Source organism: Streptomyces sp. NPDC051310 (assembly GCF_044455245.1).
GTDB lineage: Bacteria > Actinomycetota > Actinomycetes > Streptomycetales > Streptomycetaceae > Streptomyces.
Genome location: NZ_JBITEO010000005.1, coordinates 239,343 through 262,204, shown reverse-complemented (window position 1 = coordinate 262,204; position 22,862 = coordinate 239,343). Strand labels below are relative to the sequence as shown.

The following is a 22,862-nucleotide window of genomic DNA, read 5'->3' as shown; positions in this document are numbered from 1 at the left end:
CCACGTAGCAGAGCGTAACTGCGGCCGCCGGGCCCCCGGCGGCCGGAGCCGAACGGGGAACCAGCGTGCCGACCGCCATAGCCGTGACCAGCGCCGACCTGGTGCTGCCGCCGACCGACCACCACACGCCCATCGCGGCGCTGCTCCAGGCGCCCGGCGCCCAGCCGCTGGACGCCGCGCTCGCCGACATGCAGGTCCTGGTGGAGCAGCACGGCTACGTCATCGCCCTGTACCCGGCGTCCGTGCCGGTCGCGCACGAGCGGCGGCTGCACACCGTCCGGTCGGTCCTGGAGAGCGACCGGATCGCCCTGCTCAAGCTGGACCTGCCGCCGCTCGGGGTCGCGGTACTCGTCCGGCAGCTGCGGCAGCTGTCGGTCTGCGACTTCAGCGCCGGCGTCATCGCCTCGGCCGCCCGGCTGCTGTCGCACTACATCTACGCGGGCGCCCTGCTCAATTCCGTGACCAAGCTCGACCGGGTGCCGGTCAGTCTGAAGACGCACGCCAAGTCGTGGGTGCCCGGTTCGCAGTTCGGGGTGCTCGCCAATCCCCATCCGCAATTGGTGAAGATCGGCACCGGTGAACTCGCCGGACCGGAATTCGGCACCCATCTTCTGGTCGCCAAAGGGCAATTGCCGTCGGACTGGGCCACCACCGTGCTCGCGCCGGCCTGGCGGGTCCAGGGTGTGCAGGAGGCCCCGCTGCCGGCCGATTCCCCGGGCTGGTGGGGCACGGCCAAGATGATCGAATTCGCCGCCTTTCTGCCCGACATCTCCGTCCTCTACCAGCTGGTCTCCTCGGTGCGACGGGAGGTGTGCACCTGGTGCGGAATCGAACTCATCGGTGACCGCTGCGGATTCTGCTCCGCGCCGCTCGCACCGCCCGAGAACCGGAACCGGCCCGACGGTGTCCTGAACCATGGAACACCGATGCGCCACGGGTCGTAGCACGCACGCCACGGCAGCGATGCCGCCCCCGAAAGCCCCGCGGCCGCGTACGACCCCGCGAGAAAGCCCGCACGTGCACGCCAGCCACCGTCTCCCAACGAGGTTGTCCCGCTCATGAATTCACGGCAACGCCGCGGCGTCATTCTGCTCCTCCTCTCCGTGCTGTGCGCACTGGGCGCGTTCGCCGGGGTGCTTTCGGTGATCAGCGATGTGAATTCCAAGGTCGGACCGGAAGTCACCGCGTACCGCGTCAAGACCGACGTGGCCGCCTACACGGCCTTGCAACCCGCCCAGTTCGAGAAGATCAAGATGCCGGAGCGATGGCTCTCGGACAACGCGGTGACCGACCTCGGCGTACTGGACGGGAAAATCGCCGTCACCCAGCTCCGCAAAGGCTCGCTGCTGCAGAACGACATGATCGTCAAAAGGCCCGCGCTGGAGAACGGCCAGCAGGAGATCGCCATCATGATCGACGCCGCCACCGGCGTCGCCGGCAAGATCACCCCCGGTTCACTGGTGAACATCTTCGCCACCTTCGACGACGAGGGGAAGGGCAAGGGGGAGATCGCCGAGTCCCGCATCATCGTGACCAACGCCCGCGTCATCGACGTCGGCAAGCTCACCCCGCTGGAGCCGAGCCGCGACGACCGCGGCAGCCGCGCCACCGAGGCCGTGCCCATCACCTTCGCGCTCAACACCCTCGACGCCCAGCGCGTCGCCTTCGCCGAGTCCTTCGCCGTGCACGTACGGCTGGCCCTGATCGCGGACGGCAGCCCGACGACCCTGCGCCCCGGCGACGGCACGTACACCCTCGAAGAAGACAAGAACAAGTGAGGGCCGGATGACCACACGCATCCTCCCGGCCGTCGGTGACGCCGACGCCGCCCGATCCGTCACCACGCTGCTCAGCCAGCTCCCCGACGCGGAGCCGGCCGGGCCGGTGGGGGACTCGACCTCACTGCTCGACACCCTGGCCCGGCTCGCCGCCGAGTCGCTCGACGAGCTGCCCGAGGTCGTACTGGTCCACGAACGGATCGGTCCGGTCCCAGCCCTGGAGCTGATCCGGGAGGTCGCCCTCCGCTTTCCGGCGGTCGGGGTCATCCTCGTCACGTCCGACGCGAGCCCCGGGCTGTACTCGGCCGCCATGGACTCCGGCGCCCGCGGCCTGGTCGTCCTGCCGATGTCGTACGAGGAGCTCGCCCAGCGCGTCCAGGCCGCGGCCTCCTGGTCGACCGGTGTCCGGCGCCACCTGGGGCACGGCGCGAGCGACCTCCACACCGGGCCCGGCGGCACGGTCGTCACCGTCAGCGGGGCCAAGGGCGGCGTCGGGACGACGGTGCTCGCCGTCCAGCTCGCGCTCGCCGCCCGCGCCTCCGGGATGAACACCGCGCTCGCCGACCTCGACCTCCAGGCCGGCGACGTCGCCTCCTACCTGGACGTGCAGTTCCGGCGCTCCGTCGTCGACCTCGCCGGCATCCAGGACATCTCGCCGCGCGTCCTCCAGGACGCGCTGTTCTCCCACCCGACCGGCATCGGGCTGCTGCTCGCCCCCGCCGAGGGCGAGCGGGGAGAGGAGGTCGACGACCGCGCCGTACGCCAGGTCGTCAGCGCGCTGCGCCACCGCTACGAGATCGTCGTCGTCGACTGCGGCACCCACATGAACGGCGCCAACGCCGCGGCCGTCGAGATGGCCGACCTCACCCTGCTGGTCACCACCCCCGACGTGGTCACCGTACGGGCAGCCAAGCGGATGGTGCGGCTCTGGGACCGGCTGCAGATCCGCAAGGCGGAGGAGACGGTGACCGTGGTCAACCGCCACACCCGCAACACCGAGATCCAGCCCCCGCTCATCGAACGCATCACCGGCACCCGCGTCACCCGCACCGCCGTGCCCGCCGGCTTCAAGGAGCTCCAGTCGGCGGTCGACGCGGGCCGGATGCAGGACCTGGAGGCCAAGTCCGCGGTGAAGCAGGCGATGTGGGCGCTGGCCGGGGAGCTCGGACTGGTGAAGGCGCCCGAAGGCGGGGAGAAACCGGGAAAGTTCCGGGGCGACCGCGGTTCGATCGGCATGCTGCGTAGCAGGAACAAGTGACGGGCAACGACGGCATCGCCTGGAGGGGGGCACGTCGGGTCATGGCACCACGGAGGACGGAACGCCTCGACGACCGGGGGCAGACGGTCATCGAGTTCACCGGCACGCTGCCCCTGATCCTGGTGACACTGGCACTCCTGTGGCAGGCGGCGCTGGTGGGCTACACCTTCTCGCTCGCGGGCAACGCGGCGGACAAGGGCGTGCGCGCCGGCACGGTCGGAGGAGCGGCCGCCTGCCGGGCCGCGGCGGGCGAGGACATGCCGGGCGCGTGGGCCGCCGAGTACGACTGCGGCGCGGACGGCGACCTCTACCGGACGACGGCGCGGGTGCAGGTCCCGCTGCTCTTCCCCGGCGGGTTCGACCTGCCGATCAGCATCGACGGCGAGGCCGCGGTCCCCCACGAGGACAGGGGGTGGTGACCCGTGCGCGTGGTGCGTGAGAAGCGCGGTGAGCGGGGCCAGGCCGCCATCGAGTACGTCGGCATGCTCGGCCTGCTGCTCTTCGTCGCCATGGCCGTCGTCCAGCTCGGCCTCGCCGTGTACGCGGCCCAGCAGGCGGGCACGGCGTCGCGGGCGGCCGCCAGGGCGGTGTCGATGGAGCAGGGCAGCGCGCAGCAGGCGGGCAGCGCGGCCATGAGCGACTGGCTGGAGAAGGGCGCCTCCTTCCGGGGCGGCCCGGCGGGCGACGAGGTCACCGTCGAGGTCACGGTCGATATCCCCTCCGTCGTGCCCGGCATCGACTTCGGCCCCGTGCACAAGAGCACCACCATGCCCATGGACCGATGAGGGAGTTGAGGACGGGATGAGCCTGCGGGCGCGCATCAGCAGCCCCGAGCCGGCGAAGGGCCACACCGAGGGCGACCACCTCGTCGGGGTCTACCGCGCCAAGCTGCTGGAGGAGATCGACCTCGCGGAGATGTCGGCCCTCGCGGCCGCCGAGCGCCGCGCCCGTCTGGAGCGCGTCCTCGGCCACATCATCAGCCGCGAAGGTCCGGTCCTCTCCACCGTCGAGCGCTCCCAGCTCATCCGCCGCGTCGTGGACGAGGCCCTCGGGCTCGGCATCCTGGAACCGCTCCTGGAGGACGCCTCCATCAGCGAGATCATGGTCAACGGCCCCGACCAGGTCTTCGTCGAGCGGGGCGGCCGCCTGGAGCAGCTGCCGCTGCGCTTCTCCTCCACCGAGCAGCTGATGCAGACCATCGAGCGCATCGTCTCCACCGTCAACCGCCGCGTGGACGAGGCGAACCCGATGGTCGACGCCCGCCTCCCCAGCGGCGAGCGCGTCAACGTCATCATCCCGCCGCTCTCGCTCAGCGGCCCCATCCTCACCATCCGCCGCTTCCCCCGGGCCTTCACCCTCCCGGAGATGATCGGCCTGGGGTCGCTGGACGAGCACATGATGATGCTGCTCGCCGGACTCGTCCGGGCGCGCTTCAACCTGATCGTCTCCGGCGCCACCGGCACCGGCAAGACCACCCTGCTCAACGCCCTCTCCGGCCTCATCCCCGACGGCGAGCGCATCGTCACGATCGAGGACTCCGCCGAGCTCCAGCTCCAGCAGTCCCACGTCATCACCCTGGAGTCCCGCCCCGCGAACGTCGAGGGCAAGGGCCACGTCTCCATCCGCGACCTCGTCCGCAACTCGCTGCGCATGCGCCCCGACCGCATCATCGTCGGCGAGGTCCGCGGCGGTGAGACGCTCGACATGCTCCAGGCGATGTCGACCGGTCACGACGGATCGCTGGCCACCGTCCACGCCAACAGCGCCGAGGACGCGCTGATGCGTCTGCAGACCCTCGGCTCCATGTCCGAGGTCGAGATCCCGTTCGTCGCGATCAAGGACCAGATCAACAGCGCGGTCGACGTCATCGTCCAGCTGACCCGCAACGCCGACGGCGCCCGCAGGATCACCGAGATCGCCGTGGTCGACTCGCACGGCCGTGAGGAGTACCGGATCGTGACCGTCTGCCGGTTCCAGGCCCGGCCGATGACCGCCGACGGGCGGATCCACGGCCACTTCGAGTACTTCCCGCTGCCGCGCCGCACCGCCGAGCGGCTCTACATGAAGGGGGAGGCGATCCCGGCGGCGTTCGGCGTCGCCCAGTCCGAGGAGCAACTGGCGCTGCGCAGAGCGATCGCCTGACCCGGAGGACGCCCCGTCACGCGGGCCCGTACCCGGCACGCGCCCGGACCGTGCCCGCCCCCTCCGCCCGCCCCGGCCACCGGGACCGCCCGCCCCGCGTCCGCCGACGCCCACCCCGTCCCCGACCCACCTGGACACCCGACATGGACGATCTCCCCCTCCTGACCCTCGGCGTCACCCTGCTGGCCTGCCTCACCGCCGTCATCGGCGTGCACGTCTACACCTCGGGCAAGGCCCACCAGCAGGCCCTCCTGGAGCGGATGTCCCAGACCGGCCAGATCGCCCTCCCGGGCCGCCGCCGCCGCTTCGGCGGCATCGACCGGCGGCTGCGGCGCACCGCCTTCGGCAAGCGCATCGAACGCAAGATCACGACGACGGGACTGGACCTGACGGTCGGCGAGTACGCCGTGTACGTCGTCGCCGCGCTGCTCGCCCTCTACTTCATCGCCGGCTCCGTCTTCGCCCCCTTCTTCGGCCTGATCGCGGCCGTCATCGGCCTGTGGGGCGCCAACGCCTTCCTCGACTGGCAGCTCCTCAAGCGCACCGAGGGCTTCATCAACCAGCTCCCCGAACTCACCCGCGTCCTCGCCAACGCCACCCAGGCCGGCCTGGCCCTGCGCACCGCCATCGCCATGGCCGCCGAGGAGCTCGACGACCCGGCCGGGGAGGAGCTCAAGCGGGTCGCCGACCAGCTCGCCGTCGGCCGGTCCCTCGACGACGCCCTGGGCGACCTCGTCGAACGGCTCCCGTCCCGCGAGCTGACCGTCCTCGTGACCACCCTCATCCTGTCCAACCGCGCCGGCGGCACCATCGTCTCCTCCCTGCGCAACCTCACCGAGACGCTGGAGGAGCGCAAGGAGACCCGGCGCGAGGTCTCCACCCTGCTCTCGCAGGTCAAGGTCACCGCGATCATGGTGCCCGTCCTCGGCCTCGGCTTCCTGATGATCATCAACTCGATGCGGGCCGGCGCCCTGGACGACATGACCGGCGCCTTCGCCGGCAAGGTCGCGGTGATCATTTCGGCCGGGCTGTACGCCCTCGGCTTCTTCCTCATCAACCGCCTCACCCGCGTACGGATCTGAGAGGGGACGACACCTGTGGAACTGCTCCTCGCCGCCGTCGCGGGACTCGCCGTGTACGGCGCCTTCCACGGCATCCGCATGTACCGCGCCGACGCCAAGCTCCCCGGCGACCTCGCCCTCGCCCTGGAGGTCGGCGCCACCCGCACCACCGCCGCGGGCTCCGCCATCGACCGCATCGGCATGCGGTACGCGCCGCGCGTCCTGCGCATGATGGGCCCCAAGCGCGTCGACAAGGTGCGCCGCAAGCTCGACATGGCCGGCAACCCCGGCGGCATGACCGTCGACCGGTACGCCGCCCGGCGCGCCGTGTACACCGGCCTCGGCACGGTCTCCGCGCTCGCCATGCTCATGAACGGCCAGCTGGTGCTGGCGGTGCTGCTCTTCGTCTACGGCTGGTTCTGGACCGACGTCATCATCCGGTCGGCCATCAGCCGCCGCAAGGACGACATCGAGCGCACCCTGCCCGACTTCCTCGACGTCCTCGCCGTCGTCGTCTCCGCCGGCCTCGGCTTCCGGCAGGCCCTCGAACGCGTGGCGGAGAAGTACGAAGGCCCGTGGGCCGACGAACTGCGCATCACCCTGCGCCAGATGGACATGGGCGTCAGCCGCCGCGACGCCTTCGAGCAGCTGCGCCGACGCAACCGGTCCGAGCAGGTCTCGATGTTCGTCTCCGCGCTCCAGCAGGGCGAGGAGCTGGGCGCGCCGATCGTCGACACGCTGATCCAGATCGCCGAGGACATGCGCCGTACCGACGCGCAGAACGCCCGCCGCAAGGCCGCCAAGGCCGTCCCCAAGGCCACCCTCATCGTCACCAGCTTCATGCTGCCCGGCACGATGATCCTCATCGCGGTCGGCTTCTACTACGCCTCGGGCGTCAACTTCGACGACATGTTCGGCGGCTCCTGATGGACGCCGCGCCCTCCCTGCCCCTCCAGGTCAACGCCCTGCAGGCGATGTGCCGCCAGGTCTTCGGCTTCCGCATGGCGATGATCGCGCTGGCCGTCCCCTTCTCGCTGGGGGGCACCACCTCGCGCCTCGGCACCTGGCTGGTCGTCGCCGCCGTGACCGTCACCTTCATGGTGTCGTACGCCCTGCTGCGCGACTGGGAGCGGTTCGGCCCCGTCCTGCTGCGCCACCCCGCCCTGCTCGCCGTCGACATGCTCTTCGGCGCGCTGCTGCTGATCACCGCCTCCCCGGCATCGACGCTCGCGTACGTCACCATCTGCACACCGCTGCTCGCGGGCCTGGTCTACGGCTGGCGCGGCGCGGCGTTCTTCGCCGTCTGCCAGTCCCTGGTGCTGGCCGGCGCGTACGGCGTCAGCGACAAGGTCGAGCTCAACGCGGACGCCCTGCTGCTGCCGGGACTGTGCCTCATCACCGGCGCGGCCGGCAGCACGCTGCGGGGTCTGGTCCTCGGCTTCGGGGCGGCCAGCCAGGCGCTGACGGAGGCGCGGGCGCGGCTGGCGGTCCACGAGGCGATCGAGCAGGAACGCGCCCGGCTCGCCCGCGAGATGCACGACTCCGTCGCCAAGACCCTGCACGGCATCGCGCTCGCCGCCGACGGGCTCGCCGGCTCGGCCGACCGGATGGACCCGCACACGCTCAGACGCCAGGCCGAGCTCGTCGCCCGCTCGGCGCGGCGGGCCGCCGCCGAGTCCCGCGAGCTGCTCTCCGACCTGCGCCGCGAATCCGGCCTGGACGGGGGCGTCGACGTGCTCACCGAGCTCGCCGCCCGCACGGCCGACTTCGCCCGCCGCCACGACGTCCGCGCGGAGTTCCGCCGGCTGGGCGCCGCGCCGCCGCCCCCCGTGCCGCAGGTCGTCGCCCGCCACCTGCTCACCATCGCCTCCGAGGCCATGGAGAACGCCCACCGCCACGCCCGCCCCACGTACGTCGACGTCTCGGCGGGCGTGGTCGGCGAGGTCCTGCGCGTGAGCGTGTACGACGACGGGCGGGGTCTCCCGGCCGGCACGAGCCTCGACCAGCTGAAGCAGGCCGGCCACTTCGGCCTGGTCGGCATGGTGGAGCGGGCTGCCTCGATCGGGGCGCGCATCCGCATCGGCCGGGGCCGCGCGGCGCGCGGCACGGAAGTGCGCCTGGACATCCCGGTCCGCGCCCTGACCCCGGACCCGCCACCGCTGCCGTACATCCCGAAACAGCCCATCACCACCTGAGACGAGGAAGGAGGCCGCACCATGCCGGACGACATCTCGCAGAGCTCCGGTCACCCCTGGACCCACCAGACGCAGGTGTCGCAGCACACCTCCACGGCGTCGGGGGAGTTCCCCTCACTGCCCACCCCGCCCGTGCTCCGGGTGGTCGTCGCCGACGACAACCCGGTGGTCCGCGCGGGCCTGACGGTCCTGCTGTCGGGCCGGGACGACATCGAGGTCGTCGCGGAGGCGGGCGACGGCCGCGAGGCGTACGACGCGGCGGTACGGCTGCGCCCGGACGTGGTGCTGCTCGACGTCCGCATGCCGGGCGTGGACGGCATCTCGGCGCTGCCGCACCTGGTGCGGCTGGCACCGGTGCTGATGATGACGTACAGCCGTGAGAGCGCCATCGTCCACGAGGCCCTGCGCCTGGGCGCGGGCGGCTACCTCGTCCACGGTGAGTTCACGGCCGACCAGCTGGTGGCCGCGGTCCGCGACGTCAGGCAGGGCCGCCCCCACTTCACCCCGACGGCCGCGGGCGCCCTGCTGGCCACGGTCCGCGACGGAACGCCGCCGCAGGGCGCGGGTCCGCTGCCGGACGGGCTCGGCGCGGCGTTCACCGCATCGCAGCAACCGTCTGCACCCGCACATCCGGCGCAGAATCCCGCCGCCCAGGAGGCTTTAGCAAGCCCTCAGTTGACTGCGCAACGGTTTGCTCAAAAGCCTTCGCTTTCGCAAGCAGATGTGGCACATTCGTCTCCAGGCGTGCTCACCGAGCTGAGTCAGAGGGAGGTGGAGGTGATGGACCTGATCGCGTCGGGCCTGACCAATCAGCAGATCGCCGCCACCTGCTTCATCAGCCAGAAGACGGTCAAGAACCACATCAACCGCATCTTCGCCAAGCTCAACGCCACGAGCCGCGGCGAAGCCATCGCCATCTGGCACGGCGTCCGCCGAGGGGGCCCGGCATGAGGACCCCGAAGGCCCACACCCGTGAATGGGCCCGCGGTTGGGCCCTGAGGCCCATGTGGGCTCGCCCGTCCGGGACGTACGTTCCCGGTGTCACCGGCGGGACCGGCCAGGAGGAACCCGGTCCCGCCCACGGCACCACGAGGACGCACGCCGACACGGGAGGGGCACACCATGATGAAGGACGCCACGCTGAAGGCCGTCGCCGCGACGCAGGTCTACATCGGCCACTGGGCGAACACCCGCGTCGAGAAGATGAAGTCCCGCCGGGACCGCGGCCAGGGCGCGATCGAGTACGTGGGCATCACGATTCTGGTGGTGGCGATCGTGGTGGCCGTGATGAACACGAAGATGGGGACGGAAATCGCCAACACGTTCCGCGACAAGATCAACGAGGTGCTCGGCAACGGCGGGTGAATTGCCTTCATCCCCGTAGTGAGTCAGGGCAGGCTGCACCGCTGTACCTTACGGCGGTTGTCGGCCTGCTCTTTCTTGCGTTCGTCTTCTTCGCCTTCGGTCAGGCGGACGTCACCCGGAACGGTACCCAATCCGCAGCCGACGCAGCTGCGCTGGCCGCGGCCCGCGAGTCGAGGGACCAGTTCAAGGGCGACTTCCTCGGGAACCTCCTCACACCCGGCTACCTCGACGACATCTTCGGCGGCCGCTTCATCGGCATGGTGAACGGATGCAGCGCCGCCGGTCATTACGCCACACGGAACGAGGCGGAACTGCTGACGTGCAACCGGACGGGCGACGGGCGCTGGGCGTTCACCGTGAAGGTCCGGTCCCAGGAGCCCATGGGCACCAGCATCATCGAGGGAACGGACGAGAAGCACGCGGAGACCACAGCCACGGCCGTGGTCGAACCCCTGTGCACCTTCGAGGCAGCGGAAAAGGATGGCAATCCGGATGACGGGGGCGACGGTGACGCGGGTGAAGGAGACGCCAAACCCGTGTCGCCCGGCGAGCTCGTCTGTGACGGTGGGACATGGGATATAGATCCGGAGAACCTGGACCTCCTCCCGGACATGTCGGATCTCTTCACCGTCAGGCTGGCCGAGGACTGACCACGAATGACGAGCGCAAAGGAATGGCAGTGATGAACATTCGGCATCCGAGGACAGTGCGTCGAACGGGCGCGGCCGCCCTGCTGACAGCGACGTTGATCTTCACCGCGGCTTGTGGAGGCGGCGAAGAGGCTGGCGGGCAGGAAGGGGGCAATAAGCAGAGCTCCGTACCTGCAGCCAACCAGAGCTCCGCTGCCGAGGGTGGCCAGACCCTGCCGGACACCAGCACCGTCCTAGCCACGCTCAAGGGAGAGCGTGGTATCGAGATGGTGATTCATGAAGCCAAGCGTGACGACGGTGGCTTCGTAACTGTTCAGGGGCAGTTCAAGAATCCTACCGGCCAGTCCTACACCGTCCCGATCCAATGGAATGGACTGGAAAAAGATGTCGCGGCCCAGGGCAACTCGGTAGCCGCCATGACACTGGTCGACTCCAAGGAAAAGAAGCGCTACTACGTGCTGCGCGACACGGACAATCGTCCACTTACGACGACCGGCTACTCGTCCCGTATCGGAGCGGGAGAAACTTTGGGATTCTTCGCCCAGTTCCCCGCGCCACCGACCTCCACCACCACCGTCGACCTCCAGTTCCCCGGCTTCCCGAACGCTCCGATTGAGATCTCCTGATGAGCACGGCCACCACCACCCACCGGAGAATCCGCGCCCGCGTCGCCGTCAGTGCCGTCGCCGGGGCGCTCGCGTTCGGGATCGGGGTCGCACCCGAGGCGATGGCCGAGGACAGTCCGTATCCGTCCGCGTCCGCCACGCCGCCCGTCGAGGTCGATCCGGGCGACGCCGACCTGAAGCTGCCCGACGGGGCCACCCTCGCGCCGCCCAAGGTGCTCGACATCAAGTCGGTCGTCGAGGACCTGGCCGGCGAGGAGCGCCGGGAGGACACGAACGCCGACATCAAGTTCGCCCTCCAGGCCGAGGTGCTCTTCGGCAAGGACAGCGCCGCCCTCTCCGGCAGCGCCAGCGCCCGTATCGCCGCGATCGCCGCGGAGATCAAGAAGCAGGACGCCCGGAAGGTCCGCGTCTTCGGCTTCACCGACAACCTCGGCTCCTCCGCCCACGGCGACGTGCTGTCCAAGCAGCGCGCCGAGGCGGTGCACAACGCCCTGTCCAAGGAGCTGACCGCCGAGGGCATCACCTTCGAGATCCGGGGCTACGGCGAGCAGTACCCGATCGCCGACAACAGCACCGAGGAAGGCCGCAAGAAGAACCGCCGCGTGGAGGTCTCCTTCCAGCGCGGCGCGGCCGGCGGTTAGCGGCGGAGCCGGGCCGCATTGCCGAATGCGGCCCGGCCGTCCCGCGCAGGATCTACGGTGGACGGGTGACCGAGACCTGGAACGCCGGCGACTCCGGCGTCCTGCGCCTGCCCTCCGGGCGGCTCGTCCGGGGCCGTGGGCTCCGCCGACCCCTCCCGGCCGGCCCCACGCCGACGTACGCCGTCCATCTGCTCGGCAAGCGGCCACCAGAGGTCCCGTGGGAGGCGGAGTGGATCCGCTGGCCCGACTTCCGGCTGCCCGCCGACCGCGCGCACGCCCTGACCGTCCTGCGCGAGGCGTGGAAGCGGGCGGCCGGCGAGCGCGTCGAGATCGCCTGCGGCGGAGGCCGCGGCCGTACGGGCACCGCCCTCGCCTGCCTCGCCGTGCTGGACGGCGTCCCGGCCGACCGGGCCGTGGAGTTCGTCCGCCGGGAGTACGACCGCCACGCGGTGGAGACGCCCTGGCAGAAGCGCTACGTCCGGCGCTTCACCGGCTGACGCAGCCGACGCCGGAACCGCCTCGCCGGGCGTCCTCGGCTGCGGCTATCGTCCAGCCCATGACTCTCCCGCCTGCGACGACGACCCTGTGGCGCCCGACCGGCCCTGTGGAGCTCCGCCTGGTCGAGGAGTCGGGGTGGCGCGCCTGGCCGCCCCGGCTGCCGGAGCAGCCGATCTTCTACCCCGTCCTCAACGAGGACTACGCGATCAGGATCGCGCGGGACTGGAACGTGAAGCACGACGGCGCCGGCTTCGTGACCCGCTTTCAGGTGGAGTCCGAGTTCCTCACCCGGTACCCGGTCCGGCAGGCCGGTGGCCGGACCATCCTGGAGCTGTGGGTCCCGGCGGAGGAGCTCGACGAGTTCAACCGGCACATCGTCGGCACGATCGAGGTCGTCCACGAGTTCCGCTGAGCCGCCCGCCGGGCCCCCAACTGGGCCCGTGGGCCCATGACGTGAGACGCCGGTGCTTTTAGCGTCGGTCGTATGGTGCGTCGGATGCGTCGTCGGATTCGTCGTCGGGTGTGGGCCCGATGGCCGCGTACGGGGGCTCGGCTGCTGGGGTTGCGCAGGGCGCAGTCGGGTCAGTCGACGTTGGAGTACGTGGGTCTGGTCGCGGTTGTGGTGGCGATCGTGGGGGCTTTGCTGGCGACGGGGATGGGTCCGACGATCGCCGGTGAGTTGCGTGTGCAGGTGTGCCGGGTGACCGGTGGGGACAACTGCGGGGGTGGTGGGCAGGAGCCGTCGCAGGCGCAGGGTGAGCCTGCCGGTGACGAGGGTGACGAGGGTGAGGACGGGGGTGGTGGGCAGCGGGCGGCGTCGGACGGTGAGGGTGAGGGGAAGTCGCCGGAGCAGTTGGCGTATGAGAAGGCGTTGAAGGACCTTCAGGATGCGCAGGCGGCGGAGAAGGCGGATCGGGACAAGGCGATCGCGGCGGCCAGGGAGCTGGGGAAGATCCTGGCCGAGGAGCTGGGGATCACCGATGCGTTCGACTGCATCACCAAGGGGGACATGGGGGCGTGCACCGAGACGCTGGTCAACGTTCTGACGAGTCTGATCGGTGGTGCGGTGGGCAAGCTTGCGGCGAAGTACGGGGCGCCGTGGAAGTGGAAGAAGGCCGTTGAGCTGGTCCGGAAGATCAGGAAGCATGGCGGTGATCTGTACGACGGGCTGACGGGCCTGGTGAAGAACCGCAAGAAGGTCTCCGAGGCGCAGGACCGGCTCGACGACGCCAAGAAGAAGTGGGACCCGGAGAAGCAGAAGAAACCCGACGACAAACCCATCAACTGCCCTGTCAAGCACAGCTTCCTGCCCGGCACCCCGGTGCTGCTGGCCGACGGGCGGCGCGTCGCCATCGAGACCGTACGCGTCGGGCAGAGGGTCGTCGCCACCGATCCGGTCCGCGGCACGACCGGGCCCCACACGGTCACGGACGTCATCACCACCCACGACGACGAGCACTTCACCCGGCTCGGCACGACCGCGGGCACGGTCGTCGCCACCGACACCCACCCCTTCTGGTCCGTGGACCTGCACCGCTGGGTCGACGCGGGCGACATCCGCCCGGGGGCGCTGCTGCGCACCTCCGCCGGGACGGCCGTGCAGGTCGGCGCGGTCGAGCGGTTCACCGAGCGGCTGACCACCCACGACCTCACCGTCGCGGGCGTCCACACCTACTACGTGGCCATCGGAGCCGGCAGCTCGGCGCTCGTCCACAACAACGACTGCGTCACCAAGTACAAGCTCAAGCTGAAGACACGCGGAGCCAACTACGGCAACCCCAACCAGCGCGCCTACCAGCGCCGGCACGCCGGTGACACCGAGTACCAGGTGGAGGGCGGCGGCGAGAAGGTCTGGGCCGACGGCTTCGACTCGAACACCGGTGACCTGATCGACGCCAAGTTCGTCGACAACCCGGACCGCAGCCCGTTCATCAAGGACTCCAAGGCGCCCGACTTCATCCGCCAGAAGGTCGACGACGAGATCGACGACGAGTTCCGGCGCTACGCGGCGGTCATCAAGGACAAGAACACTCCGGTCAGCACGTTGCGTATCGTCACCAATGACCCCCGTGCGGTGCAGTATTTCCAGGAGAAGCTGCGCAAGTACGGGATCCCTGGTCAGGTCGACGTCAAACCGTGAGGCAGGCATGACGTATCTGGTGGTGTTCGACAGCGACGAGTGGAGTGTCGGCCAGGACGTGCTCGTCGCGTCGCTGGCGGCGGAGTGGCCCGATGCCGCGATCCACCGCCGGCAGCCCCCCGAGGGCTCCAAGGTGCGCGACATCGAGTGGCAGCTGGAGCGGGGCGGCGAGCAGGTCGAGGGGCACACCCACGTCGACGGCCGGTGCATCTACCTGGACGGCGACATCGGCCTGGTGGCCGACCTCGCCCTCTGGTACCGCAAGCTCGTCCCGAAGGACATCGGCGTCGTCTTCTGCGACGACGGCTACAGCTTCGACACCACGATCGACGACACCACGACGAAGGACGACCTGGTGGCCGCCTCGGGCGCGTAGTCCGGCGCATCGCCCGGTGCGGGGGAAGCGAGACCCGGACTGGGCCCGCGGGCCCACGACTTCAATGGCCGGCGCTTTTAGCGTCGGCCACCTACCACCTGCCCCGTCAGCCACAGCTTCCCGCCCGGTACGCGGGTCCTGCTCGCCGGTGGTGTCGGTGCCCCGATCGAGTCGGTGCGCATCGGGGACCAGGTTCTCGCGAGCGACCCGGACACCGGGCTCACCCTCCCGCGCACCGTCACCCGTTCCTTCACGACGTACGACGACGAACACTTCACGCGGCTGACCACGCCCGCCGGCACCCTCACCGCCACCGACACGCACCCGTTCCGGCTCGCCGGCTCCGATCGGTGGGCGGACGCGGGGGACATCGCGGCCGGTGACACGCTGCGGCTGCCCGGCGGCGCGGCGCTGGAGGTCACGTCGGTCGCACGGTTCACCGAACGGCGGACCACGCACGACCTCACGGTCGAGGGCCTCCACACCTATTACGCGGGCGTCGGCGGTGCGGCGTACGCCCTCGTGCACAACAACCAGTGCGAGTGGGAGACCGACCCGAGCGTGAAGGGGCCCGCGGCGGGCGAGAAGCTGAAGCCGCCGCACCGGCGCCACACCGTCGCCGGTGCCAGGAACGGCATGGTGAATGGAGAAGAACACCGTCATCCTCAAGGGCCGGGAGGCCGAGGTCGACGCCGACATCAAGGGCATCGCCGAGGGCAGGGGCAAGTTCGTCGACAACGGCAGCGCGTACGAGATCAACGGGCACAAGTACGGTGTCGAGGAGAACGGCCGGACCTTCCCGATCTCCGGCAACGGGCTCGTCGAACTCGACCGCAACGAGTACGCGGCGCTCAAGGAGATCGCCAAGGCCGTCGGCAGGACCGACGTGCCCGCCCTGACACGCAACCCGCGGTTCGCGAACAACCCTGGGATCGTGGGGAAGGCCAAGAAGATCTATGACGGGACCTATCCGTGATCTACCCCTTCCTGACCGTCCACCGGCCCGAGCCCGCCCGCATGGCGGCGGCGCCGGCCGGTGCGGTCGGCGTGCCGGTGGCGGACGTGGACGTCGCGGACGAGGACACCGACCCGGCGGGCCGGAACGGGGACGCACCCGTGCTCTGCGGCTACCGGGAGCTCCTCGGGGACGTGGCGCTGTCCTGGGACGTGTACGTCTCCGACGACGCGGTCCCCGGGGCGCCGGACGAGCCGGCGGCGGCCCGCCGCGTCGCCGCCGCGACCGGTACCACCGTGCTGTACCCGGCGACGGACGTGCCGCATCCGTCGGCGTACTGGGCCGCCACCCCCGCGGGCACGGTCACCCGCGCCCGCCTGTACGCGTCGGACGACGAGGAGCCGGTCCACACCGTCGATGCCGTCGAAGCGCCGGTGCCCCAGCTGCCGGACGCCCGTGTGGAGCTGCTGGCCGAGGTGTACCGGGCGCAGCGGATCCCCGTCCCGGCCACCGAGGCGGTCACCGCCGCCCTCGGCCCCGACGGCACCGCGCCCGCGCAGGGCCCGGCCGGCCGGTCGCGGGACGCGCTGCTGCTCTGGGAGCGGCTGGTGCGCCGGATGGCGGCCGGCTGGGCGCCGGTCGGCCGCTACCCGCTGGACCTGTACCTGGAGGACCTGCGGACCCGGGACGTCCTGGCCGAGCAGCTGGCCACCGTACCTCCCCCGCTCGGCGAACCGCCGGCCCGCGCCGCCGAGGAGCTCGACGGCGTCTTCCGCGCCCATACCCGCGACGACGGCGGCGAGCTGCCCGGGCGGCTCACGCGGTCCGGCGCGGCGGTCCTCGACCGCGCCTGGTGGTGGCACCGCAGGCCGGTGCGCCTGCCCTGGACATAATCGACCGCATGTCCGAGCGCAGACTGACCGGCGGGGCCGCGCCCGCCTTGTGGGGGTACGCGGCGGTACGGGCGGTGGGTCTGGCGGTCTTCGGGATCGCCGCCGCCGTCGCCGGTGAGGACGCCCTGCACCGGCTCAAGGGCCGCTGGGACGCCGTCTGGTACGTACGGATCGCCGAGCACGGCTACGGGCACGAGGTCCGGCTCCCCGACGGGAGCGTCCACTCCGACCTGGCGTTCTTCCCGCTGCTGCCCGCCCTGGAGCGGGGTCTCGCCGCCGTGCTGCCGATCGGGGCGGCCGGGGCGGGGCTGGTCGTGGCGTGGGCCGCCTCGCTCGCCGCCGCCTGGGGCATCTACGCGGTCGGGGCGCGGGTGGCGGGGCGGCGCGCCGGTGTGGTGCTGGCGGTGCTCTGGGGCGTGTACCCGACGGCGTTCGTGCAGTCGATGGCGTACACCGAGACGCTGTTCACCGCGTTCGCCGCCTGGTCGCTCCACGCCGTGCTGCGCGGCCGCTGGATCGGGGCGGGCGCTCTCGCGGTGGCGGCGGGGCTGACCCGGCCGACGGCCGCCGCGCTGATCGCGGCCCTCTGCGTCACGGCGGTCGTGACGGTCCTCCGGGACCCCGCGGTCCTCCGGGACCGCCGCCCCGCCCTGCGGATGGCGGCGGGCGTGCTGCTCGCGCCGCTGGGCTGGCTGGGGTACGTCGTCTTCGTCGCCGTGCGGGAGGGCAGCCCCACCGCGTACTTCGACGTGCAGGCCGCGTGGGGCAACAGCATCGACGGGGGAGTCGCCCTCGCCCGCTTCGTCGGAGAGAACCTCACCGGGCCGAACCCGCTCGCCGGGGTGGGGCTGTGCGCCGCGCTGGCGCTGCTGGGCTGGCTGGTGTGGCTGTGCGTCCGGCAGCGCCAGCCGCTGCCGGTGCTCGTGTACGGCATCGCGGTGGTCGTCATCTCGCTCGTCGGCGCCGCGTACTTCGGGTCCCGGCCCCGCCTGATCATGCCCGCGTTCCCGCTGCTGCTGCCGGCCGCGGTCGCCCTCGCCCGGCTCCGCGACCGCACCCTGGTCCTGGTGCTGACGGTGCTGGCGCTCGCCTCCGGGGCGTACGGGGCGTTCACCCTGCTCGGACCCGGGCCTCCGTAGGGGTTTGGGCCCGTGGGCCCATGCCCCGGCCGGGGGTGCGTTGTTAGCGTCCGCTCATGACCAGGCGCACCAGGCGGGGGACGACCGCGGCCGCCGCCGCCCTCATGGCGGTGTCGGCGGCGTGCGGGCCCGGGAACCCGGAGCAACCGGAGCGGAAACCGGACGCCGGCAGGAGCGCGAGCGCCGACGAGGGCACCGCGGGCGGCAAGGGGGCCGGCGCCGTGCCGTCCGCCCCGGCCACGGGCACCCCTTCACCCCGGCCGTCCGCCCCCTCCGCACCGCCCGCCACGCAGGGGCCGGGTGACCCGACGCCGCGCACCGGGGCCGGACTCGAACAGGCGATCCTCACGACCGCCGACGTCCCCGGCTACACCGTCGGGCCCATGGACCCGCCGCCCGCGCGGGGCGAGACACCCGACGAGGCGGCGTGCCGGCCGATCACCGAGCTCCTGGGCGGCAGGCCCGAACCGGCCGCCCGGACCGCCGCGTACCGCCAGATCACCGGCGCCAACCCGCAGAGCCGCCCCGCCGTCTCGATGTTCCTCACGAGCCACGGCGGACAGGGCGCCGCGACCGTCCTCAACCGCCTCCGCACCGCGATGACGGCGTGCGGCGACGGCTTCACCACCACCGGTCCGACCGGGCCGTCGGCGTATCGCGGCGTGCGGGAGCTGCCGCCGGTGAAGACGGGTGACGACAGCCTGGCGTTCCAGCTGACCGCATCCTTCGAGGGCGATCCCGTGCCGCTGGTCTTCCACGTGGTCCGCTCGGGGGGCACGGTGGCGACGTTCTACACCGCCAACTTCGAGGGCCCGGCGACCCCGGTGATGCCCGCCGCGCTGGTCACGGCGCAGGCGGCGAAGCTCAGCCGCGGCTGATGGCGAGCCGCACGCCCGGGCGCAGCCCCCACCGCTCCATGGCGCCCGCCTCCGCCTCCAGCACGTGCCGGGCGCGCGGCCGCGGCAGGCCGAGGCGGCCGGGTGGCATGGTGGTCACGGCGAGGACGTTCATCTCCCGGTCCAGGTGGGCGACATCGATGGCGAAGCGCATCCGGAAGGTGTGAACGCTGTTGCAGGGCGTCAGCAGCATCGCGCCGTCGACGCCGTCCCGGCCGAGCAGCCCCCGCCGCCGGGTGCCGTACGACGCGGCCACCTCGACCGGGACCGCGGCACCGCCGGGCAGCGTCAAGCGGGCCGTTCCGTTGCGCCATTTCGCCGTGGACCTCCCCATGGGCGACGACCGTAGCGCGGGCCCGGCCGGTGCGGGAGTGGGCCGTGGGCCCGGCCGGGGCGGAGTGGGCCCACGGGCCCATGACCGGCCGTCCGCCGCGTCCTAGGGTTCGCTGCGTGTACGCCACGCTGATCGCCCTCGCCGCCCTGTGGGGCACCTGCGCCGGGCTGCTCGTGCCGCGCGCCGCGTACCGGCTGTCGGTCGAGCCGGAGGAGGCGTGGCGCGACGCCTGCCCCGCCGGGCACCCGTTCACCGGTCCCGCCCGCGGCTGGCTCGGGCCCGCGCGGTGCGCGCCCTGCGCGGTGGCCGTGCCGGTGGGCGGTGGCGGCGTGCGGCCCGAGCGCCGCGCCGGCTCCCCGGCCGGTGCCGGGGCTCCCGCCCTGCCCGTGGTGACGGCCCTCGCGTGCGCGGCGCTCGCCGCCGCGACGGGACCGCGGCCGGAGCTGGCGGTGTGGCTGCTGCTGGCGCCGTTCGCGGTGCTGCTGGCCGCCGTCGACGTGCGGGTGCACCGGCTGCCGGACCGGGTGACGCTGCCGCTGGCCGGCGCCGCGGCCGGACTCCTCGGCGTCGCCGCGCTGCTGCCGGGGCACGCCGGGTCCTGGCCCGCCGCGCTGCTCGGGGGGCTCGCCCTCGGCGCGGCCTACTTCGCCCTGTTCGTGATCCACCCCGACGGCATGGGCTTCGGCGACGTGAAGCTCGCGCTGTCGCTGGGGGCGGCCCTCGGCTGGTACGGGTGGGGGATCCTCTTCGCGGGCGCGTTCGCCGGCTTCCTCTTCGGCGCGGTGTACGGGGTGGTGCTGATCGTGCTGCGCCGGGCGAACCGCCGCAGTGCGATCCCGTTCGGGCCGTTCATGATCGGCGGGGCGCTGCCGGCGCTGCTGCTGGGGGCGTTCACCGCCGTACCGGCCGCGGGGTGACCACCGGCCGCGCCGGGCTCCCCGTGGACGGCGGCGACCTGGGCGACCGCCTCACCGGGGCGGGGCCCGTCGGCGCCTAGCATCCGGCGTATGCGGACACTCCTCGACAAAAAGGCCTCGCTGCCCGTCGTCGTCCCGGTCACCGCGCGCCCCACCACCCCCCGGCTCCTCACCTGGGGATGGGCCGCGGCGCTGTGCGCGCTGTACGCGACCGTCGCCGTACGCCGCCACCAGCTCCTGCGGACCACCGGCTACGACCTCGGCATCTTCGAGCAGGCCGTACGGGCGTACGCCGAACTCCGCGCCCCCGTCGTCCCGCTGCGCGGCGAGGGGTTCAACCTGCTGGGCGACCACTTCCACCCGCTGTTGGCGGCCCTCGCACCGCTGTACCGGCTGTGGCCCTCGCCGCTGTGCCTGCTCGTCGCGCAGTCCGCGCTGCTCGCGGTCGCCGTCGTCCCGCTGGCCCGCTGGGCCGATCGCGCGCTCGGCCGCCGGCCCGCCCACGCCGTCGCCGCCGCCTACGGGCTGAGCTGGGGCATCGCCTCCGCCGCCGCCTTCGACTTCCACGAGGTCGCGCTCGCCGTTCCGCTGCTCTCCTTCTGTCTGGAGGCCCTGGGCCGCCGGCGCTGGCGCGCGGCCGTCGCCTGGGCCGCGCCGATGCTGCTGGTCAAGGAGGACCTGGGCCTGACCGTCGCCGCGGTCGGCGCGTACATCGCCTGGCGCGGCGGTCCCCGGCGGCTGGGCATCGCCACCGCCCTGGCCGGGATCACCGGTTCGGCCGTCGAGGTCATGCTGCTGCTGCCCGCCTTCCACCCCGGCGGCTCGTACGCGCACGGCGGCAACCTCGACGAGGGGCGCGGCTCCCTGCTCTCGACGCTCGCGCACGCCCCGCTCGACGCGCTGCGCCCCGACATCAAGGCCATGACCCTGGTGCTGGTCTTCGCCCCGTCCGCGCTGCTCGCCCTGCGCTCCCCGCTCTCCCTGATCGCGGTGCCGACGCTCGCCTGGCGGATGCTGTCGCAGAACGCCTTCCACTGGGGCACGGCCTTCCACTACAGCGCCGTGCTCATGCCTGTCGTCCTCGCCGGGCTGATCGACGCGCTGACCCCGTGGCGGCGCGACGCCGGCCCGCTCGCCGCCCGGCACGTGCGCGCCTCCCTCGCCACCGTCCTCGCGGTGACGATGGTCATGCTGCCGTCGTTCCCGCTGGCGCTGCTCGCCCAGCGCGCCACCTGGCGCACGACCCCCCACGTCGCGGCGGCCCGGGCGCTGCTCGCGAGGATCCCCGACGGCGCGACCGTCGCCGCGTCGAACCGGCTCGTCCCCCAGCTCACCTCGCGCTGCACGGTCGTCGTCTTCCCGGCCTTCCCGGTCGCGGGCCGGCTCTACGAGTACGACAGGAAACGCCTGCCGCGCCCCACCGCCGAGTGGATCGTCTTCGACCGCCGGCCGCCCGAGGCCTGGCCGTACCGGAGCGGCCACTGGCCCTACCCGCTCCAGCAGCAGCTGGCCGAACTGTCGGCGGCGCAGAAGGAGTACGGCTACGAGCGCGTCGCCCACCGCGACGGCATCACCCTCCTGCGGCGCGGCCGCCCCTGAGGGCGTGAGGGCGAGGCCCGGCCCGGGCCGTCAACGCCGCGCCGCGGGGCCGGGGTCCCCCTTCGGGAGGACGGGAACCGGGGGCCCTACGGCCGCATGCCGTGTCCGCAGCGCCGCCCCGCGCATTCGCAGCGTAGTTGCGGCCTGTCGTGGCACGCAGCATCCCTTACGAAGGGTTATGGTGGAAACCCCCCCTCGGGCCGGTCCGTATCCCCCCCACGGACCGGCCCGTTTCCGTCGGCGCACCGGCGCACCGGCGCACCGGCGCACCGGCGCACCGGCGCACCGGCGCACCGGCGCACCGGCGCACCGGCGCAGGAGGCGGGCCCTCCGGGCGCCCCGCGGCCGGACCGCTCAGCTCCGCGCGGCCCAGATGTTCGTACCGGCGGTGTCCACCGCGTACGAGTCGATCTCCTTCAGCTCCTCCTCGGTGAGCGGGGGCCCGGCGAGCGCGGCGATGTTCTGCTCCAGCTGCGTCACGCTGGACGCGCCGATCAGCGCCGAGGTCATCCGCTCGTCCCGCAGCACCCAGGTCAGCGCCAGCTGGGCCAGCGACTGGCCGCGGCGGCGGGCGATCTCGTCCAGGCCCCGCAGCCGGCGCACGACCTCCTCGGACAGCAGGTTCGGGTCGAGGGACTTGCCCTGGGTGGCCCGGGAGCCCTCGGGGATGCCGGTGAGGTACTTGTCGGTCAGCAGCCCCTGGGCGAGCGGCGCGAAGGCGATGCAGCCCATGCCCGCCTCCTCCAGGGTGTCGAGGAGGGCGTCCTCCTCGGTCCAGCGGTTGATCATCGAGTACGACGGCTGGTGGATCAGCGCCGGGACCCCCATCTCCCGCAGCAGCCGCGCCGCCTCCGCGGTCTGGGCGCTGCTGTACGAGGAGACGCCGGCGTACAGCGCCTTGCCCTGCTGCACGGCGGAGGCGAGGGCGCCCATCGTCTCCTCCAGCGGGGTGTCCTTGTCGAAGCGGTGCGAGTAGAAGATGTCGACGTGGTCGAGCCCCATCCGCCGCAGCGAGGCGTCCAGCGAGGACAGCAGGTACTTGCGCGAGCCCCACTCGCCGTACGGGCCCGGGTGCATCAGATAACCCGCCTTGGTCGAAATGACCATCTCGTCCCGGTATGGGGTGAAGTCCTGGGCGAAGATCTTGCCGAAGTTCAGCTCGGCGGAACCGGGCGGCGGCCCGTAGTTGTTGGCCAGGTCGAAGTGGGTCACGCCGAGGTCGAAGGCGCGCCGCAGGATCGCGCGCTGCGAGGAGAGCGTGCGGTCGTCGCCGAAGTTGTGCCACAGGCCCAGCGAGATCGCGGGCAGCTTCAGGCCGCTGCGGCCGGTCCGGCGGTACTCCATGGTGTCGTAACGGTCGTCGGCGGGGCGGTATGCGGGGGTATCAGTCACAGCTCTC

General features: G+C 72.2%; 26 protein-coding genes and 1 pseudogene. 25 read left to right on the top strand and 2 right to left on the bottom strand.

Features of this window, described 5'->3' with window-relative positions; translation table 11 throughout:
- Positions 1-83 precede the first annotated feature (83 nt).
- From ACIA79_RS10300 to ACIA79_RS10190, 23 genes and pseudogenes are all read left to right on the top strand, one after another.
- Positions 84-944, top strand: coding sequence for a hypothetical protein (locus ACIA79_RS10300; RefSeq protein ID WP_399427837.1), 861 nt, complete (start codon positions 84-86; stop codon positions 942-944).
- 114 nt (positions 945-1,058) lie between these two features.
- Positions 1,059-1,778: a Flp pilus assembly protein CpaB gene (cpaB, locus tag ACIA79_RS10295; RefSeq protein ID WP_399427734.1), complete on the top strand. Its 720-nt coding sequence runs from the start codon at positions 1,059-1,061 to the stop codon at positions 1,776-1,778.
- Positions 1,779-1,785: 7 nt separating this feature from the next.
- Entirely contained in the window at positions 1,786-3,036 is a 1,251-nt protein-coding gene (locus ACIA79_RS10290; RefSeq protein ID WP_399427733.1) for a CpaE family protein, read from the top strand.
- A gap of 41 nt (positions 3,037-3,077) precedes the next feature.
- Complete coding sequence (locus tag ACIA79_RS10285) at positions 3,078-3,455, top strand: TadE family protein (RefSeq protein ID WP_399427732.1); 378 nt, start codon at positions 3,078-3,080, stop codon at positions 3,453-3,455.
- A 3-nt stretch (positions 3,456-3,458) separates the two neighbouring features.
- Positions 3,459-3,821, top strand: coding sequence for a TadE family protein (locus ACIA79_RS10280; protein WP_399427730.1), 363 nt, complete (start codon positions 3,459-3,461; stop codon positions 3,819-3,821).
- Between the two features lie 16 nt (positions 3,822-3,837).
- Entirely contained in the window at positions 3,838-5,178 is a 1,341-nt protein-coding gene (locus ACIA79_RS10275; RefSeq protein WP_399427728.1) for a CpaF family protein, read from the top strand.
- A 143-nt stretch (positions 5,179-5,321) separates the two neighbouring features.
- On the top strand, positions 5,322-6,260 hold the full coding sequence (locus ACIA79_RS10270; RefSeq protein ID WP_399427727.1) for a type II secretion system F family protein: 939 nt from the start codon (positions 5,322-5,324) through the stop codon (positions 6,258-6,260).
- Positions 6,261-6,275: 15 nt separating this feature from the next.
- Positions 6,276-7,166: a DUF5936 domain-containing protein gene (locus tag ACIA79_RS10265; RefSeq protein ID WP_399427726.1), complete on the top strand. Its 891-nt coding sequence runs from the start codon at positions 6,276-6,278 to the stop codon at positions 7,164-7,166.
- The gene (locus tag ACIA79_RS10260; RefSeq protein WP_399427725.1) at positions 7,166-8,434 is read left to right on the top strand and encodes a sensor histidine kinase; all 1,269 of its coding nucleotides are present in this window, start codon (positions 7,166-7,168) and stop codon (positions 8,432-8,434) included. Before ACIA79_RS10265 ends, ACIA79_RS10260 begins: the two co-directional genes overlap by 1 nt.
- Before the next feature lie 21 nt (positions 8,435-8,455).
- Complete coding sequence (locus tag ACIA79_RS10255) at positions 8,456-9,385, top strand: response regulator (protein WP_399427724.1); 930 nt, start codon at positions 8,456-8,458, stop codon at positions 9,383-9,385.
- A gap of 171 nt (positions 9,386-9,556) precedes the next feature.
- Positions 9,557-9,799 carry a hypothetical protein gene (locus ACIA79_RS10250; RefSeq protein WP_399427723.1) on the top strand — a complete coding sequence of 81 codons (243 nt, stop codon included), beginning with the start codon at positions 9,557-9,559 and terminating at the stop codon, positions 9,797-9,799.
- Positions 9,796-10,449, top strand: coding sequence for a pilus assembly protein TadG-related protein (locus ACIA79_RS10245; protein WP_399427722.1), 654 nt, complete (start codon positions 9,796-9,798; stop codon positions 10,447-10,449). The genes ACIA79_RS10250 and ACIA79_RS10245 overlap by 4 nt, the downstream gene beginning before the upstream one ends.
- Positions 10,450-10,481: 32 nt before the next feature.
- Entirely contained in the window at positions 10,482-11,075 is a 594-nt protein-coding gene (locus ACIA79_RS10240; protein WP_399427721.1) for a hypothetical protein, read from the top strand.
- Entirely contained in the window at positions 11,075-11,716 is a 642-nt protein-coding gene (locus ACIA79_RS10235; RefSeq protein WP_399427720.1) for an OmpA family protein, read from the top strand. The genes ACIA79_RS10240 and ACIA79_RS10235 overlap by 1 nt, the downstream gene beginning before the upstream one ends.
- A 65-nt stretch (positions 11,717-11,781) precedes the next feature.
- Complete coding sequence (locus tag ACIA79_RS10230; protein WP_399427719.1) at positions 11,782-12,213, top strand: protein-tyrosine phosphatase family protein; 432 nt, start codon at positions 11,782-11,784, stop codon at positions 12,211-12,213.
- A 59-nt stretch (positions 12,214-12,272) separates the two neighbouring features.
- The gene (locus ACIA79_RS10225; RefSeq protein ID WP_399427718.1) at positions 12,273-12,626 is read left to right on the top strand and encodes a hypothetical protein; all 354 of its coding nucleotides are present in this window, start codon (positions 12,273-12,275) and stop codon (positions 12,624-12,626) included.
- A 189-nt stretch (positions 12,627-12,815) separates the two neighbouring features.
- Positions 12,816-14,354 (top strand): restriction endonuclease fold toxin-2 domain-containing protein, encoded by a 1,539-nt coding sequence (locus ACIA79_RS10220; RefSeq protein ID WP_399427717.1) that lies wholly within the window; start codon positions 12,816-12,818, stop codon positions 14,352-14,354.
- 7 nt (positions 14,355-14,361) lie between these two features.
- A complete protein-coding gene (locus ACIA79_RS10215; RefSeq protein ID WP_399427715.1) occupies positions 14,362-14,730 on the top strand; it encodes a hypothetical protein in 369 nt (122 codons plus the stop codon).
- 174 nt (positions 14,731-14,904) lie between these two features.
- Positions 14,905-15,249: pseudogene (locus ACIA79_RS10210) on the top strand (polymorphic toxin-type HINT domain-containing protein); the annotation flags it as partial.
- A gap of 124 nt (positions 15,250-15,373) precedes the next feature.
- Complete coding sequence (locus ACIA79_RS10205; RefSeq protein WP_399427844.1) at positions 15,374-15,706, top strand: hypothetical protein; 333 nt, start codon at positions 15,374-15,376, stop codon at positions 15,704-15,706.
- Positions 15,703-16,578, top strand: a complete 876-nt coding sequence (locus ACIA79_RS10200) for a hypothetical protein (RefSeq protein WP_399427714.1) — start codon at positions 15,703-15,705, stop codon at positions 16,576-16,578. Before ACIA79_RS10205 ends, ACIA79_RS10200 begins: the two co-directional genes overlap by 4 nt.
- An 8-nt stretch (positions 16,579-16,586) precedes the next feature.
- On the top strand, positions 16,587-17,717 hold the full coding sequence (locus ACIA79_RS10195; RefSeq protein WP_399427713.1) for a hypothetical protein: 1,131 nt from the start codon (positions 16,587-16,589) through the stop codon (positions 17,715-17,717).
- 56 nt (positions 17,718-17,773) lie between these two features.
- Positions 17,774-18,595 carry a hypothetical protein gene (locus ACIA79_RS10190; RefSeq protein WP_399427712.1) on the top strand — a complete coding sequence of 274 codons (822 nt, stop codon included), beginning with the start codon at positions 17,774-17,776 and terminating at the stop codon, positions 18,593-18,595.
- Here the strand turns inward: ACIA79_RS10190 and ACIA79_RS10185 are convergent.
- Positions 18,582-18,947, bottom strand: coding sequence for a DUF192 domain-containing protein (locus tag ACIA79_RS10185; RefSeq protein WP_399427711.1), 366 nt, complete (start codon positions 18,945-18,947; stop codon positions 18,582-18,584). The genes ACIA79_RS10190 and ACIA79_RS10185 overlap by 14 nt on opposite strands.
- Positions 18,948-19,027: 80 nt before the next feature.
- On the opposite strand from ACIA79_RS10185, the gene ACIA79_RS10180 reads away from it, so the two are divergent.
- On the top strand, positions 19,028-19,864 hold the full coding sequence (locus tag ACIA79_RS10180; RefSeq protein WP_399427710.1) for a prepilin peptidase: 837 nt from the start codon (positions 19,028-19,030) through the stop codon (positions 19,862-19,864).
- A gap of 90 nt (positions 19,865-19,954) precedes the next feature.
- Entirely contained in the window at positions 19,955-21,463 is a 1,509-nt protein-coding gene (locus tag ACIA79_RS10175) for a DUF2079 domain-containing protein (protein ID WP_399427709.1), read from the top strand.
- Between the two features lie 354 nt (positions 21,464-21,817).
- Here the strand turns inward: ACIA79_RS10175 and mgrA are convergent, their stop codons facing one another.
- On the bottom strand, positions 21,818-22,855 hold the full coding sequence (gene mgrA / locus ACIA79_RS10170; RefSeq protein WP_399427708.1) for an L-glyceraldehyde 3-phosphate reductase: 1,038 nt from the start codon (positions 22,853-22,855) through the stop codon (positions 21,818-21,820).
- Positions 22,856-22,862 lie beyond the last annotated feature (7 nt).